This is a genomic window from Microthrixaceae bacterium, from assembly GCA_016702505.1.
Lineage (GTDB): Bacteria > Actinomycetota > Acidimicrobiia > Acidimicrobiales > Iamiaceae > Aquihabitans.
Window position 1 is genome coordinate 30,326 of the sequence record JADJDU010000011.1, and the last position, 15,600, is coordinate 45,925.

The 15,600-nt window shown below is 68.5% G+C and carries 13 protein-coding genes and 1 pseudogene; 4 read left to right on the plus strand and 10 right to left on the minus strand.

The window, feature by feature from the left end:
- Positions 1-32 precede the first annotated feature (32 nt).
- The 8 genes and pseudogenes from holA to IPG97_12370 form a co-directional block, all read right to left on the minus strand.
- The gene (gene holA, locus IPG97_12335; protein MBK6857301.1) at positions 33-1,049 is read right to left on the minus strand and encodes a DNA polymerase III subunit delta; all 1,017 of its coding nucleotides are present in this window, start codon (positions 1,047-1,049) and stop codon (positions 33-35) included.
- A complete protein-coding gene (locus IPG97_12340; GenBank protein ID MBK6857302.1) occupies positions 1,046-1,705 on the minus strand; it encodes a hypothetical protein in 660 nt (219 codons plus the stop codon). Before IPG97_12340 ends, holA begins: the two co-directional genes overlap by 4 nt.
- Positions 1,702-2,736, minus strand: a complete 1,035-nt coding sequence (locus tag IPG97_12345) for a ComEC/Rec2 family competence protein (GenBank protein ID MBK6857303.1) — start codon at positions 2,734-2,736, stop codon at positions 1,702-1,704. Before IPG97_12345 ends, IPG97_12340 begins: the two co-directional genes overlap by 4 nt.
- A gap of 49 nt (positions 2,737-2,785) precedes the next feature.
- Positions 2,786-2,938: pseudogene (locus IPG97_12350) on the minus strand (ComEC/Rec2 family competence protein).
- Between the two features lie 302 nt (positions 2,939-3,240).
- Positions 3,241-3,447 (minus strand): hypothetical protein, encoded by a 207-nt coding sequence (locus IPG97_12355; GenBank protein ID MBK6857304.1) that lies wholly within the window; start codon positions 3,445-3,447, stop codon positions 3,241-3,243.
- A gap of 265 nt (positions 3,448-3,712) precedes the next feature.
- Entirely contained in the window at positions 3,713-4,750 is a 1,038-nt protein-coding gene (locus tag IPG97_12360) for a ComEA family DNA-binding protein (GenBank protein ID MBK6857305.1), read from the minus strand.
- 121 nt (positions 4,751-4,871) lie between these two features.
- The gene (locus tag IPG97_12365; protein ID MBK6857306.1) at positions 4,872-5,252 is read right to left on the minus strand and encodes a hypothetical protein; all 381 of its coding nucleotides are present in this window, start codon (positions 5,250-5,252) and stop codon (positions 4,872-4,874) included.
- A gap of 110 nt (positions 5,253-5,362) precedes the next feature.
- The gene (locus IPG97_12370; GenBank protein MBK6857307.1) at positions 5,363-6,118 is read right to left on the minus strand and encodes a tetratricopeptide repeat protein; all 756 of its coding nucleotides are present in this window, start codon (positions 6,116-6,118) and stop codon (positions 5,363-5,365) included.
- 31 nt (positions 6,119-6,149) lie between these two features.
- Here IPG97_12370 and IPG97_12375 point away from each other — a divergent pair, with 31 nt between their 5' ends.
- The 3 genes from IPG97_12375 (at position 6,150) to IPG97_12385 (ending at position 9,766) form a co-directional block, all read left to right on the plus strand.
- Complete coding sequence (locus tag IPG97_12375) at positions 6,150-7,199, plus strand: phosphotransferase family protein (GenBank protein ID MBK6857308.1); 1,050 nt, start codon at positions 6,150-6,152, stop codon at positions 7,197-7,199.
- Between the two features lies 1 nt (position 7,200).
- Complete coding sequence (locus IPG97_12380; protein ID MBK6857309.1) at positions 7,201-8,106, plus strand: PAC2 family protein; 906 nt, start codon at positions 7,201-7,203, stop codon at positions 8,104-8,106.
- A gap of 166 nt (positions 8,107-8,272) precedes the next feature.
- Complete coding sequence (locus tag IPG97_12385; GenBank protein ID MBK6857310.1) at positions 8,273-9,766, plus strand: AarF/ABC1/UbiB kinase family protein; 1,494 nt, start codon at positions 8,273-8,275, stop codon at positions 9,764-9,766.
- A gap of 49 nt (positions 9,767-9,815) precedes the next feature.
- On the opposite strand, the gene IPG97_12390 is transcribed toward IPG97_12385, so the two are convergent.
- Positions 9,816-12,740 carry an ATP-dependent DNA helicase UvrD2 gene (locus tag IPG97_12390; protein MBK6857311.1) on the minus strand — a complete coding sequence of 975 codons (2,925 nt, stop codon included), beginning with the start codon at positions 12,738-12,740 and terminating at the stop codon, positions 9,816-9,818.
- Positions 12,741-12,875: 135 nt separating this feature from the next.
- The gene (locus IPG97_12395) at positions 12,876-14,516 is read right to left on the minus strand and encodes a fatty acyl-AMP ligase (protein MBK6857312.1); all 1,641 of its coding nucleotides are present in this window, start codon (positions 14,514-14,516) and stop codon (positions 12,876-12,878) included.
- A 111-nt stretch (positions 14,517-14,627) separates the two neighbouring features.
- Between IPG97_12395 and IPG97_12400 the strand changes: the two genes are divergently transcribed.
- Positions 14,628-15,563, plus strand: coding sequence for a TIGR03621 family F420-dependent LLM class oxidoreductase (locus IPG97_12400; protein MBK6857313.1), 936 nt, complete (start codon positions 14,628-14,630; stop codon positions 15,561-15,563).
- Positions 15,564-15,600 lie beyond the last annotated feature (37 nt).

Sequence of the window (15,600 nt, forward strand, 5' to 3'; positions counted from 1 at the left end):
CGACTAGCCGACGATGGGCCGGAGCGTCCCGATCAGCGTCCGGAGCGAGCCAGTCGGGCCAGGCGAGCCACCAGGACCTCCATGACCAACTCACCAGGCCAGGCCCGGGCGCCTCGCAGGTCGACGTCGGCAGCGGCCACCAGCTCCACCGATCTCCTGACACCACTGGAGCCGAGCCTGGACAGTTGGGCCATGGCCTTTTTGGCCGGATAGGTGGAGCCCTTGAGCCCCAGCACCGCGGCAGCGTCCTTCTCGTTGCGGGCACCGGCACCGTCGAGCTTGAGCATGCGCAGGTAGTGGGACTGGATGGTGGCCATGATGGCCAGGGGGTGACGATCTCCTCCCCGCATCATCCGGTGCAATTGGTCAAGGGCCCCGGCCGCGTCGCCTCGGTCGATGGCATCGGTCAGATCCCAGGGGGCCACCCCTCCCGAGGGACCGAGGAGCGGTGCCACCTGGTCGACGCCGAGACGAGTACCGGGCGGGAAAGCCCCCTTGAGCCTGGTGGTCAGCTCGACGATGCCGCCGGCGTCGTCTCCCAACGAGTCGACGATCAGGCGCACGGCCCGGGAATCCACGTCGAGCCCGGCTTCGGCCAACTGGTTTGGTACCCAGGCGTCGAGCTTGCCCGACGGAGACGGATCCACGACCTCGCCACCGGCCGCCTTGATGGCCTTGGTCAGGGCCTGGGGTACGGCCGGCTTGGCCGACACCGACGCCCCGGTGTCGGTGGGCTTGACCGGCTTCTCCCACACCAGGACCACCGTGGTGGACTCGAGGGGGTTGTCCAGGTAGCTCACCAGTTCGGCCACGTCCTCACCCTTGGAGAAGCGGCCGAAGCGGCGGACCACCACGATCCTGCGATCGGTGAGGAACGGGATCGTTTGAGCGGCGTCTATGGCGGCACCAAGCGTGGTGGTGTCGAGGTCGAACTCGTCCACCAACAGCGATCGGTCCCCACCGGCCACCAGCTCGTCGAGCAGCCGGCTCAGCGCCTCACCACGCAAGATGTCGTCGCTTCCCTTGATGAGGTGGACGGGAGCGCTCACCGCCCTCCCTCCCCAACCGCGCCAACCCGGCCGGCCCCGGCCAGGGCGTCGAGAACCGCCTCAACTCGCTGGACCCGCACCGGGTCGGCATTTCGGATGGTTGCCACCCCCATGTCGAACAGAGCTGTGAGCGCACCCAACTCCCACCCGGCGTCGTTGTCGCCGACCACCGATGCGGACGAGTTGAGGCAGGCTCCCACCCGGCTACCGGGGCTGCGCTCCATCAGCGCCCGGGCTTGGGCCACCACGTCACGGCCGGGACCGACCTCGAACACCACCTGCGCGAGGTCCACGCCGGCCTGCTCGAGCCAACCACCCACATCGGTCGCGTCGCCTGCGCACCCGACTTGGACCAGAGCCCACACCTCGGAGCTAACCACCGTCACCAACTCGCCGACAGCGCGGTCTACCCCATCGACCACTACCAGCCGCGCCCCCGAGTCGAGTGCGGAGCGGAGGTTGACGACGTCACCGCCGACCAAACCGACAGAACCGGTGTGACGACAGACGGCCTCGGTCACGACCGTGCGGACCTGATCGCTGGTGAGGCCAGCAACATCGACCATCAGGACCTGGTCTTGGGATCGGGGTTCGGGGTGCAACACCAGGGTCTGTCCACCCCCGACGAGACGGGGTAGAGAAGGCGAGCGGGTCACCGCCCGACCATACCCGTCACCCGAACCGGCTCGTCCCGCCCGGGCCCGACGGAGATGCGCAGTGTGCCTATGGTGACGATCACCGCCTGGTCGAGTCGGTCGCGGCTCACCACCCTGCCCACCGACCACCGATGCCGAAGGGCTCCTTCCATCTCGTGGTCGTGGGTAGGCATCACGGCCACGTCGATTCGTCGCACTCCGGCGCGACGGAGGGCCGCCAGCGTGTCGGGCGGATCGGCACCACCGTCGAACACCACCACGGTCGCCCCGCCACCCCGGTGTAGGACTACACCGGGGGTCGGGAAGGTGCGCGCTGGCGGGTTGCGCAGGGCAAGGGCTGGCATCATCACCGCTCCCACCACAGATACTGCAGCCACCCGACGGATGGAGGTTGGCCAGCCTCGGCGGCGACCTGCCAGCACCAGCGCTACCGCGGTGGTGCTGATCACCGCTGCTCGACCGTTCAGCTCACCCAGGGGCAGCCGAGCCGAGACCCGGGCGACCCCCGCCACCCATTCGATGGCTAGTTCGGTCGGACGATGGAGCCACGACCCCATCGCCGCTCCGAACCCACCGGGTACGACGCTGTCGGCCAACCCCGCTACGACGCCGGCGGGCAGACCCCAGACGGTCACCAGCCCGGCGACGGGGCCAGCAGCGAGGTTGGCGGGCACCGACACCACCGGAACACCACCGAAACGCACGATCAACAAGGGAGCCACCGCCAACTGAGCAGCCACGGTAACGGCCAGCGCCTGACTGAAGACTTCGGGTCCGGGAAGCAGCCGGGCCAGCGGGCGCGCTCCCAACACGATCCCGGCGGTGGCCGCCACCGATAACTGAAATCCCACCGAGTGGACCAGGAGCGGGTCGATCACGATGAGCGCCGCCACAGCCAGGGCCATGACCCGTAGCGGTGCCGACGGCCGCCCGGCCAAGCCAGCACTGACCGCGATGGCAGCCATAGCCGAAGCCCGCAAGATCGAGGGCTCGAACCGGGTGACCAGTGCGAAGGTTGCGATCACGGTCATGGTCACCACCCACCTGGCCCCGAGCGGTAGGCGACCCTTGAGGCGGGGTCAACAACACCAGCAGGTAGGCCACGTTGGAGCCCGACACCACCAGCAGGTGGCTAAGGCCTGCCCCGCGGAAGTCGTCTTCGACCGGCGCCGACAAGCCGGACTGGTCTCCCAGCACGAAACCGCCGTAGAGGGAACGGGCTGGTTCCCCCATGGTGTCGGCTCCACGTTGCAACAACCGTCGGAACCGGTTGGCACCCCGCCACGGCCATGCCCCTCGGTCGTGGGCTTCGGCACGACTGACGCTGAGCCTGGCCCCCACATGTCGAGGAACCAGCCAGGGGGCATCAGGTGGGACCGGTTCGATGCGGCCACGCACCGAGATGCGTTCGCCAGCGCGGGCGGACGCGACCGCGCCCGAGGCCGATGCGCTGGCCCGCAGCTCGGCCCGTTTGCCCCCGACGGCCACGTCGACAGTGGTACCCCAACGCCCGATCCTCGGGTCTGCGACCAGGGTCACCACCCCTCGAAGGAACCGGTAGTCGGCGGTTGCAGCCCGGACCAGGCCCTTGCTCCCATGGTGGACGCCAGCACCAACCCGGCCAACACCACCAGCCAGGGGCGACGCCCCGCCACAGCCACCACCCCTGCCGAAACGGCCATGACCATGGGGAACGGGTGAGCCCACCACGCTCCGATGGCCACGGCCAAAGCAAGGCCCACCGCGCCGGCGTCTCCGAGCGATGGCCGCGGCTGAGGTGATTCGGGAAGCCAGACCGGACCGTGACAATTCGCCGATTCGGGAGCCGAATCCAGCGGCAGGTCCGGCGACGAGTCCAGCGGTGATGTCGCGCTCGAAGATGGGCCAGAGGCCGAGCCGGCCGGGCCTGTGGGTCCGCTGGTCATCGCTGGTGACGCAGATGGGACCGCGGCCACGGCCGAGCCGTGCAGGGTCTCGTCCCGAATGGCCCGACACGGTCGGCCCTGGTCACACCGTGACCAGGGGACGGATCTGTTCCAGCTTGGCGTCCCCGATGCCTCGAACGTCGAGCAGGTCCTCGACCGATTGGAACGGTCCGTTGGCGTCCCGGTGGGCCAGGATCGCGGCCGCCGTGGCCGGCCCCACCCCGGGGAGCGCATCGAGCTGTTCGGCGGTAGCGGTGTTCAGGTCGAGCGGACCGGCGAGTGCGGCTGTCGCCGATGATCCGGGTGAACCGCCACCAACACCGGCACCACCACCGGACCCTGCACCCGAGCCCCCCGAACCCCCCGAAACTACCGACGGGACCTCGACCTCACCTCGACGAGGGATCCAGATTCGTTCTCCGTCGGCGAGGAGGGCAGCCAGGTTCACCCGGTCCAGGTCGGCTTCGGGTGTGACCCCGCCGGCAGCCCGCACCAGGTCGTCCACCCGCGAGCCGACCGGAAGCCGGTGAACCCCAGGGGCGTTCACGGCTCCGGCCGCCTGGACCACCACAGCAGGGACGACAGACGGGTCAGGATCGACCCCACGCTCTGTCTCTGCCTCTGCCTCCGACTCCGACCCCGACGCGGTCGCCCCGGTCACGGTAGCGGTAGCGGTAGCGGATCTACCCCCGGAGGTCCGATCCGAAGCCCCGCTGGCTCCGGCGGCGGGAAGCACCGACTCGATGGGAGCGGGAGCGGGAGCCACCAGCCACCAACCGACACCGACCAGGGCCGTCACCACCAGCGCGGCCATGACGTTCCGGCGCCACCGGCGGATCCCCGACCCGGGCATCGCTGGCCAAGTCCAGTCCGACCGATCTGGCCAACTCGATTCGCGTTGGCCCTCGTTCTCGTCGTCTCGTTCTAGGCCCGAGGCAGGCTCGTGGCGGTGGCCGACCCGAGGCGACGAACCCGTCGGACCGAAGGACCGCTGCCTCCACGCCCGTTCCTCCCAGTAGGCCAGGGCTCGGCTGAACCTGCTCTGGGTAAAGGTAGGCCGAGGCGGCCCGGCTCCGGTCGACGGCACCGGGCTGGCAGAGTCTCGCAACGGTGAGGCCATGGCGCCCTCCGAGATCGCTTAGGTCGACGGGAGCGGGGAAGGCGCCAGCCAGCCCCTACCCCGAGACGTCACCCGTCAACCAATTGGCCTGGGTCCGCCGAAAGGCAGAGCCTTCTGTTGGTCAGTGGCCTGGGGAACGACCCAGACCGAGAACTCGCCGGGAACGCCAGTCGGCTTCGATCTCGGCGGGGATCCGGCGGTAGGCCGCACCGTGGCCGTACCCCCGCAGGCGGGCGGCGCCGTAACCCGCCAGGTACCAGACCAGAAACCCGACCACCCCGCGCTCGCGCCACTGACGGACATGCTCGGCCTCGTGGGCCCGTAGCAATGCGCTGTTGGCGTAGCGACGGCGCACGATCACCAACGAACCCAAGGTCCACGCTGCCGCCCCCCGGGGCACTGGACCCCCGACCCACACACGATGGTCCGGCGCGGCCTCGACCCACATCGGCAGCCACCGTCGTCGTTCCATCACCGACCAGGCCCCGGGTCGAGAGACCAAGGGGACTCCAATGTGCGCCAAGAAATCGACGCGCCAATGTCACAGCTCAGCACGGCAAAGTTCCCTCCGGTGGTGGACGAGGCGAGGCGAGGCGAGCGGTCCCCAGCGTCTCAGAACAGTTGACGGCTGAGCGCCTTGCGGTACTTCGCCGTTCGAGGGTCGGCCGGCCCCATCAACTCCAGCAGGTCGACGTATTCCTGGCGGGCCTCGTCGTCGTCCTTCACCCGGGGCAACAGCGCATCGAGGGTGGCCTCCACATCGGCCAGGGCCGGATTGGCACCGTCGACGCCCTTACCGGCCGCCTCGGCCACCTCCGCGCCCAGCGCCGCACCGGTACGGGCCAACGCGGCCACCCGGCGGGTTTCGGCTGACTCGGGGATGCGGGCCAGCAGGGCCAAGGCCTCTTCTGTTCGCCCCTGGGCCACCAACAACTCAGCCAAGGCCACGATGGCCCCATGGTGGTCGGGGACCGACTCGATCACCTGGGTGAGCGACGCCTCATCTCCGGCGGCCAGCAGGGCGGCGAGGCGACGATCCTCTTCGGTGGGGCGCAGCGCGTCCACGAACTGGCGGACCACCGATTCGGGCTGGGCACCGACGAACTGGGAAACGACCTTGCGGTCCTTGACCGCGTAGACCGCGGGAATTCCCTGAACCTGGAACAGGTCCGACAGACCGGGGTTCTCGTCGGTGTTGACCTTGGCCAAGACCACCTCCCCCCCGGTCTCGGCAGTGACCTGTTCGAGGATCGGGCCCAATGTGCGGCAGGGACCACACCACGGAGCCCACAGATCGACCACCACTGCGGCGGTCTCGGATCGCTGGAGAACCTCGGTTTCGAAGGTGGCATCGGTGACGTCGACCATCCCTTCACGTTACCGGCGGTAGGTTCAGACCATGACCGTCACCGACCACCCCTCGCCGACCCCCGGCGTCGCCGTCCCTGCCGTCACGGCGTGGTTCGAAGCGAACGTGGCCGGTGTGGTGCCGCCACTGGATTTCGAACTAATCGCCGGGGGCCGTTCGAACCTCACGTTCCGAGTCGATGACGCCGCCGGATCGTCATGGGTGCTGCGTCGCCCCCCTCTGGGACATGTGCTGGCCACCGCCCACGACATGGGACGTGAGCACCGGATCATCTCGGCGCTGGCGGACACCGACGTTCCCGTTCCGGCCACCACCGGCATCTGCACCGACATCGAGGTGAACGAGGCGCCCTTCTACGTGATGGAGTACCTCGACGGGCTGGTGCTCCGAGACGCACGGGAGGCATCCCAGATCACTCCCGACACCAGGCGCCGGGCCGGGCTGTCCATCGCCGAGACGCTGGCTCGCATCCACGCCGTTGATCCCGATGCTGTGGGGTTGGGCGACTTGGGCCGCAAAGAGGACTACATCGCCCGCCAGCTCAAGCGGTGGAACAGCCAGTTCGAGAGCGGCCGCACCCGAGAGGTGCCCGAGGTGACCGAGGCGTTCCAACGGTTGTCGGCGGCCATTCCCGAACAGCGCGGTGCCACCATCGTCCACGGCGACTACCGGCTCGACAACTGCATGCTCCGCCCCGATGGCACGGTGATGGCGGTGCTGGATTGGGAGATCTGCACCTTGGGCGACCCCCTCGCCGACCTCGGTCTGCTGATGGTCTACTGGACCGAGGCCGACGACCCCTTCGCCGCGCTGCCGGGCTCTGCCACCGCCCTGGAAGGTTTCCCCACTAGGGCGGAGCTGATCGACGCCTACGCCACGGCCAGCGGCCGCGAGGTCGGGGCCCTCGACTACTACCAGGCCTTCGGCTACTGGAAGCTGGCCTGCATCCTCGAAGGCGTGTTCACCCGCTACAAGGCTGGGGCCATGGGCAACGACGGTGCCGATGCCGATGCCTTCGGGGCGGTGGTGACCCTGTTGGCCCAGGGCGCCCTAAGCGCTCTTGACCGGGTAGGAAGCTGACATGGCGCTCTATGACCTTCACGACCGACCTTCCTTCGATCACCCGGTGATGGTCGTGGTGCTCGAAGGCTGGATAGATGCCGGGTTCGCGGCCGGACGGGCCATGCAGACCCTGCTGTCAGAACTGGACACGTTTCCGGTGGCTTCGTTCAACGCCGATGCCCTGTTGGACCATCGTGCCCGTCGACCGATCATGCACCTCGTCGACGGTGTGAACACCGGTCTGAGCTGGCCCGGGATCGAACTGCGGGGCGGTATGGACCAGGAGGGAAACGACGTGTTGCTCCTGGTGGGAGCTGAGCCCGACCATCTGTGGCGTCGCTTCGTGGACGACGTGTTGGAGCTGGCCGAGATCTTCGATGCCCGGATGCTGGTGGGTCTAGGCGCCTATCCGGCGACGGTGCCCCACACCCGGCCGGTGACAATGTCTGTCACCGCCGCCACCGAGGAGTTGGCTGCCCTGTCCGGGCTGCTACGAGGCACCCTCGATGTCCCGGCCGGGGTACAGGCCGCACTGGAGCATCGCTTCGGCGAGGCTGGCATCGCCGCGCTGGGGCTGTGGTCCCAGGTCCCCCATTACGTGAGCGGCGAGATGACGCCATACCCGGCGGCATCGCTGTCCCTGTTGGAACAGTTGAGCCGTACCGCCCGCCTCAGCTTGCCGTTCGGCACCCTTGCCGACGATGCCGAACGCACCCGCAATCGCATCGATGCTGCCATGTCGTCCAACTCCGATCACATGGCGATGCTGCGGTCTTTGGAGGAGAGCCACGACGCCCAGACCCAGGCCGGACCCGGTCGACCCGACCAGCTCCCCTCCGCCGACGAACTGGCCGCCGAGGTCGAGCGGTTCTTGCGCGACCAGGGCCCGGGACCTTCGGCCTCGGGCGACGACGCCCCGTTCTGAGGGCGACAGGCCACGCCACCGGCCACCGGCCACCGCAATCGAGCACCGACCCACTCGAAGCACTGGCGACCTAGGGTGCCGAGCACCGCAACCCTGCGACCCGGCAACCCCCGCAACCCGCAACCCGCAACCCGCAACCCGCAACCCGCAACCCAGGTAGGTCGCCATGCCCGTTCCGCCCCTACCCGACATGGTCGAGGTCCTCGACCGTTCCACCTGGATCGATTCCCGGCCGGGTCTGCGCGATCACGCCCGGTTGTGGTTGTTGTGGGGGCCCGATGCCCGCGCCCGCGTGGCCGAGGAGGCCCGACACCTAGCCCAGCCATCGCTGCGCCCCCGTACCCTCGGCGCGGTGGGCCGGACGGGCATGGACCTAGCGCGGGGTGTCGCTCCGGGCCTGAAGGAGGATGCCCGCCGGCGGATCAAGGACGGTCCTCTCGAGGACGGCGCCGCCATCCGTCACGTCCAGGAGTTGGTCAAGGCCGGCGGGTCTACCTACATCAAGCTGGGCCAGTTCGTCGCCACCGCCCAGGGCCTTCTCCCCGATGAGTGGGTGGATGCTTTCGGCTGGTGCCGGGACACGGCGTCACCACTCCCCTACGGCTTGGCCGAGGAGCGCTTCGAACGCCGATTCCAGGTCCCGGTGGAGCGGGTCTTCGCCGAGTTCGACCCCGAACCCTTGGGGGCAGCGTCGATCGGTCAGGTCCATGCCGCCACGCTTCACGACGGGACGTCGGTGGTGGTGAAGGTCCGTCGCCCCGGCTTGCGTGGCCAGTTCGACCGTGACCTGCGAGCCATGGCGCTGGCCGCCAGCGCCGCGGAACGGGCGTCTCGTTCGGCACGGGTGGCGAACCTGACCGGATTCGTGCAGCTCTTCGCCCAACTCGTGCTCGAGGAAATCGACTTCCGATTCGAGGCGCTCAACCAGGTCGAGATCGCGCTGGCCTCAGAGGCCGCGGGCCATGACTTCGCCCGCTTCCCGCAGCCCCTGCCCCACCTCACCGCCGAGGACGTGCTGGTGATGACCCGGGTGGAAGGGGTTCCCTACACCGCAGCGTTGGACGCCTACCCCGATGTGGTCGACGGGGAGAGGCTCCTCAACTTGGCCATTACCGCCACCTTGGAACACATGGTCGCCTACGGGATCTTCCACGGTGACCTGCACGCCGGCAACGTCCTCATCAACGAGGCCGGAGATTTCTCGCTCATCGACTTCGGTATCGCCGGACGTATCGACGCCGACCAGCGGGCCGCCACCGTGAAGTTCCTGTTCGGGTTCGCCCGCAACGACACCCTCATGCAGCTCGAAGGCATCCAGGCATTTGGGGCCGTCCCCGACGGTTGGGACCTGGCCGCCCTGCGCGACGAGATCGAGGCCCAGCTCAACGCCGTCGATCCCAACCTGTTGGACCGCTCGGGCGAGATCACCGTGGATGCGTTGGGCCAGGCCCTGGGGACGATCATCGGGGTCCTGGCCCGCAACGGCTTCTCGCTACCCAAGGAGCTGGTCCTGTTCTTCAAGAACCTGCTGTACCTGAACGGCTTCGCCGCCACGTTGGCGCCCGACACGAACCTGTTCACCCAGATCGAACCGGCCTTCACCTACTTCGTCTCCCGCTACCCCGAGGAGCTGAGCCAGATCGTGTCCGACATCATGTGATCCCGTTCCCAGGGAGAGATGTGGCCTCTCCGGCGTTGGCTTCAGCAGTTCAGTCGGCGTCCACACCATCGAGCTCGGCGAGGATCTCGTCTCCGTAGCGGTCCAGCTTGGTGGGGCCGATGCCGTCGCAAGCCAACAGGGCCGCGGCATCGGTGGGCCGGGCCAGGGCGATCCCCCGCAGATGGGCGTCTGACAGAACTACGTAGGCCGGCACCGCGTCGGTTCGGGCCCGACCGGCTCGCCACCGTCGCAACGCTTCTTCAGCCTTGGCGGCGCTGCCCCACAGCTCAGCGGGGGGAGCGAGAGGCGCAGTTCGGCCCCGCTGTTCGACGCGCTCGCCGTAGCGGACAGTGAGCGTGCCGCCGTTGTCCAGCCGGAGCCGGATACCTCGGGCGTCGGCGTCTATCACCGTTCCGGCATAGCCGCCCAGGACCTTCAGCTCATGGCCATGGCTCGCCACGATCCCCTCGGTCACCGTGGCCGCGGGCCGGGCCCTCCCACCGGCGCCAGAGCGGTCTCGGCTGCGGTCGGTCCTGTCACGGACGGTGCGGTCGGCCCGGTCGGTTCGGGTCGATGTGCCGGGGGCCGGTCGGTGCGGTGCGGTGCCGGTCAGTTCGCCCAGGAACGGGGACGGTCTCGACCGATCGGTTAGCACCACGACGCGGTGGCGACCTCGGGTGATCCCCACGTGGAGCACACGTCGCTCCTCTTCCCGGTCGATAGCCAACCGATGGGGCACGACACCGTCGACCACCCCGCTCAGCACAACCCGATCCCACTCCCTGCCCTTGACCCGGTGGATGGTGGACAAGGTCACTCCCCCCGGGGTCGATTCCCGGTTGAACACCGAACGTAGCCAGGTCTCGAACCCGGCCGGATCGGGATGCAGATCAGCCACGGCCAACAAGGCGTCTATATCGTCTAGGTGGCTGGTTCCCTGCCCGTTGCCACTGCTGTCCAACAGGGTCATGGCCGACCCGAGCCCAACACCGTCTCGAACCGTTTCGAGGACGGCCCGGGTGGTGCCCTGACGGGCGGCTCGCTGCACCGACGCCAGGTCTCCGGCCAAGCGAAGCACCTTGGCCGATTCCTTGTCTGGTACCTGGTCGGCGATCTCGGCGATGGCCTCGGTGGACCAGCGGGTCCGCCGAGCCAGGCGGTCGGGGAACCATTGAGGCAAGCCTCGGGTGGGGCGCCGGAGGACCTCGACCACATCTTGGGGGGCGATGGCATCTCCGGCGGTGGCGATGCGCAGGTAAGCCAGGGCTGCTCTCAGGCCGGTACGTTCGAGGATGTCGGGGGTGAGGACCGACGTTAGGGATACCCCAGCCTCGGCTAGGGCCACGTGAGGTGCCAGCAGCAACGAGTTGACCCGGGCCAGCACGGCGATGGCGGTGGAGTCGATCCCGTCGCCCACCCAACGGCTCACCACGTCCACCACGGCGCCGGCCGATCCGTCGGGGTCGTGGGTCACCACCTGCAAGGCCCCTGGGGTCGGGTCTGCGTCGGGCCCCGGCGTTATCTCCTTGGCCACCCGGCGGTGGTTGTAGCCGAGCAGGTTGCGGGCAGCTTCGACCACCGGCACCGGGCAGCGGTAGTTGACGGTGAGGGGATGGTCTCCCGCTCCGGGGAAGAGCCGTTCGTAGTCGATGAGGAACGCCGGGTCGGCGGCGACGTGACCGTAGATGACCTGGTCATCGTCTCCGACGCCGAATACATCTAGACCGGGCAGGGCCAGGAGCCGGATGAGCAGGACGTGAGCTGGGGTGAGGTCCTGGAACTCGTCTACCAAGAGGTGACGGCACCGATGCTGCAATCGTCGACGTAGTTCTCCGTCGGCGAGGAGGGCCTCGACCGCGCCATACACCTGGTCGTCGAAGTCGACCGCTCCCCGCTGAGCCAGGTGATCCCGGTAGCGGTCGAACATCTCGGCCAGACCGTCAACGTCGTCTCGCTCGGCCTCGACCACGGCCGGGTCGACGAGACCGAGACGCACGGTACCCAGCGCTTCCAGGTAGGGGCCGATGGGGTCGGTGTTGGCCCTGGGCCTCCTGCGCCCGGGTAACAGCGAATCGACCAGGCGCCGGCAGTCTCGCTCGTCCATCAGGGCTGGCTGGCGTCCGTGGTAGGTGCTCAGCACCCACAGACCCAGGGAGTTGAGGGTGCGGGCCCGGGGCGCGAAGGATGAGGTGCGACGCTCCAGTTCGAGTTGAGCCTCCTTGTTGTAGGCCACCGCCAGCACCGTCTCGGTCTCCCAGCGTCGGTCTCCGAGCAGGTGGCGTAACCGTTCGGTGAGCACTCTGGTCTTGCCCGAACCAGCCGGCGCGATGACGCGGGCTGGACCGGAGCGGTGGGCCACCGCCGCCAACTGGTCTGGAGCCAGATCTGCGGCTGGGTCCACCGGGGGCGGTGACGGGGTCAGGCGACCGAGCTCGATGGTTTCGTGGTGGATCAAGCCAGCTCCGTCGAGGCCGGCCAATTCCAGCGGACCGCGGGGTCCGCCATCTATCCACACGGGGTTGCCGTCGGCCAGCACCACATCTCCGACCGCGGAGTCGCCAGCGATCGTGGAGCCGACTCCCGACGCTGTTGGTGCCGGCAGTGGTCTGGCGCCGAGGCGAAGAGCCTTGCGACCCCACCACCAGATCAGGTCATCACCACGGGACTGGTAGTTGTTGTTCCACACCAAGAAGTGGAGACGGTCGAACCACGGCTCGGACTCCGGCCCCAACTGCCACACTGGCCGCTCGATCACCTGCGGCACCCGGAACTTGACCGGGTCCACCGCCAGCTCCACCACCACCGGGTGCCGACCAACCCAAGCGCGGTGCAGCCGTTCGACCACCTCGGCTGGGGATCGCAGGACCTCGGCGTCGATGGTGAGGACCGGGGCGGCCATCCACGGGGCGGGGATAGCGGCGCCGGCTTCGATGATCACGCCGCGCCCCAGCGCGGCCGGCCCGGGAGCGGTCACAAGGCCAACCTACGCACCCGGACCGACAACGAAGCGGACAGAGCCGCCCCAAGTGACGGCCGATAGACAAGCCGTTTCGACCAGCCGCGTAGACCGGCCAGGTAGACCGGCGCGTGATGGTGCCGGTCTACAGGTTCAGACCAGTTCCAGGTCCTTGCCGAGGTAGCGGTCTCGGCACAGGGAGCGTTGGAGCTTGCCGCTCGAGGTTTTGGGCAACGTGCCCGGCATGACCAGCACGATGTCGGTGGCCGACAGGCCCACGGTCTCACGGACTCGGGCCTGCACCACCTGTCGTACCGAGTGGGCGTCGTCGGTGCGGGCTTCAGCTACCACCACCAGCCCCTCGCTTCGCTTGCCCTCCACCCCGAAGGCGATCACGTTTCCGGCCCGCACCCCGTCGACCTCGGCCACGCTGCGCTCCACGTCCTCGGGGAACACGTTGCGGCCGGCCACGATGATCACGTCCTTGATCCGTCCGCACAGAACCAGCTCGCCCTCGACCAGATAGCCGAGGTCTCCGGTTCGGAGCCATTCCCCATCGAAGGTGGCAGCGGTGGCGTCGGGACGCTGGTGGTAGCCGGGGGTGACCGACGTTCCTCGAAGCTGAAGCTCGCCGACCTCTCGCTCCTGACGGAGTTGACCCGTGGCCGGGTCGACGATGCGCATCTCGAGGCCCTGCACCGCGAAGCCGAGGCGGGCCAGCCGCTTGACCCCTTCGGCTCCAGGGTCGGCCGGGGCGGCGTACTGCTCGGTTTCGAGCACCCGCATGTCGACGTCGTCGGTGACCATGCCCCGCATGACCGGGGGGAAGGTGCCAGCCAGGGCCACCTCGGCCATGCCGAAGGCCGGGAACACCGCACCGGGGCGAAGGCCGTGGCGTGCTCCGGCCTCGATCAGGGCTTCCATGGCGGTGGCGTTCACCTGTTCGGCGCCGCTGAGACCGACGCGCAGGTGGGAGAGGTCGAGGTCTTCCATGCGCTTGAGGGCCCGGGTGGCAAGCACCCACGAGAAGTTGGGTCCGGCCGTGTGGGTGGCCTTGTAGTCCGACATCCACTGGACCCAACGCGACGGACTGGCCATGAAGGTCTGCGGACCGGCCAGCACGAGGTCGATGCCGTAGGTCATGGCGGTACCCAGCATGCCCACCAGACCCATGTCGTGGTACAGCGGCAGCCAGGACACGGCCACATCGGTCTCGGGGTGCAGGTCGAGGCCTACGAAGATGGCGTCGATGTTGTTGAGCAGGGTGCGGTGCGGGATCATCACACCCTTGGGGTCCGAGGTGGACCCGCTGGTGAACTGGAGGATGGCCAGCGCCTCGGGATCCGCTGGCGGGGCCTGCCATGCGCCACCGTCGCCGTGCAGTTCGGCGAAGGTAACCATCGGCGGGTCGCCGGGGACGGGTTCCACGAACGGGGCCATCTCGGCGTCCACCACCAACAGGCGGGAGTCCGCCCCCAAGATGCGGGCCCGGGTGGTGGAGACGAACTCCTCCATGGATGACATTCGCATGGGCAGGGGCAGGACCACCACGGTGGCCCCAGCCAACCAGATCCCTTCGATGGTGGTGACCAGATCCCGGGTGGTGGGGCTGAGCAAGGAGACCTTGTCTCCGGGACGCACGCCCCGGGCCGCCAAGCCCACCGCTACCGACCGGGCGTCTCGGTCGATCTCGGACCAACGGACCGGCTGGGCATCGTCTCCGTCGATGAAGGTGATGGTGCCGTCGCGACGGTCGGGCGAGCTGATTCTGAGCGGGATGGTCTGCATCGCCAACTACGACCCGGTAGGTGACCGGATGGTTACCGATTGATGACGGAACACGGTGAGACGATCGTCACCCCCTTGGTCGACCCAGCTCGCTGGTGGGTCGGGCAGACTCCCGACATGGCCCATCCCCGTCGCTTTCGCTTCGCCGTTGAACTGCACCAGCCCTTGCCGGGGCGAACCTGGCTTGATTCGGCACGAGAGGTGGAGCAGCTCGGCTACTCCACGCTGTTCCTACCCGATCATTTCGACGAGGGCCCAGGGCCATTGACGGCCTCGGCTGCCTTTGCCGCCGTCACCACCACCCTGAACGTGGGGATCTTGGTTTTGGACTGCGATTTCCGCCATCCCGCGGTGCTGGCCCGGGAGCTGGCCACCATCGACCAGATCTCCGAGGGCCGCTTGGAGGTCGGGTTGGGGGCTGGGTGGAAGGCGCTCGACTACCAGCGCAGCGGGATCCCCATGGACCGCCCCGGGGTTCGGGTGAGTCGCCTCCAAGAGCACGCCGCCGTTCTCCGCGGCCTATGGGCCGAGGGGCCGTTCTCGTTCTCGGGCGAGCACTATCAAATCAGCGAGATGGACGGTTCCCCGGCGCCATATCGGGCTGGTGGCCCGCCCATCGTGGTGGGAGGGGGTGCCCCACGGTTGCTCCGGTGGGCAGGGGCCACCGCCGACATCGTGGGTGTGAACGCGTCGATCCACTCCGGCGAGATCGACGCCGACGCTGCCCTCGATGCCCTGCCCGATCGCATCGACGAGAAGGTGGGTTGGGTGCGCGAGGGCGCCGGAGACCGCTTCGAGGACCTCGAGCTGAACGCGTGGTTGGCCGCGGCTGAGGTCACCGACGACCCGTCGATGGTCGAGACCATGGCTGCCCTGTTCGGTACCGATCCCGAGAGCTTCAGCCGGTCCCCGTTGGCCCTGGTGGGTAGCGCCGGTGACGTGGCCGAGATGTTGGCCGAACGTCGTGAGCGGTGGGGCTACTCGTATCACGTGATCCCCGGCGACAAGGCTCACGACTTCGCTCCCCTGGTGGCATCCCTGACTGGGTCCTGAGCCTGCGTCCGCCGGAAGACGGAGCCTTTCGGCGGAG

Bases quoted from the DNA above. Each gene is read 5' to 3' on its own strand.
- IPG97_12345 (MBK6857303.1), bottom strand. From the start codon at position 2,736: ATGACCGTGATCGCAACCTTCGCACTGGTCACCCGGTTCGAGCCCTCG.
- IPG97_12360 (MBK6857305.1), bottom strand. From the start codon at position 4,750: ATGGCCTCACCGTTGCGAGACTCTGCCAGCCCGGTGCCGTCGACCGGA.
- IPG97_12370 (MBK6857307.1), bottom strand. From the start codon at position 6,118: ATGGTCGACGTCACCGATGCCACCTTCGAAACCGAGGTTCTCCAGCGA.
- IPG97_12375 (MBK6857308.1), top strand. From the start codon at position 6,150: ATGACCGTCACCGACCACCCCTCGCCGACCCCCGGCGTCGCCGTCCCT.
- IPG97_12380 (MBK6857309.1), top strand. From the start codon at position 7,201: ATGGCGCTCTATGACCTTCACGACCGACCTTCCTTCGATCACCCGGTG.
- IPG97_12385 (MBK6857310.1), top strand. From the start codon at position 8,273: ATGCCCGTTCCGCCCCTACCCGACATGGTCGAGGTCCTCGACCGTTCC.
- IPG97_12400 (MBK6857313.1), top strand. From the start codon at position 14,628: ATGGCCCATCCCCGTCGCTTTCGCTTCGCCGTTGAACTGCACCAGCCC.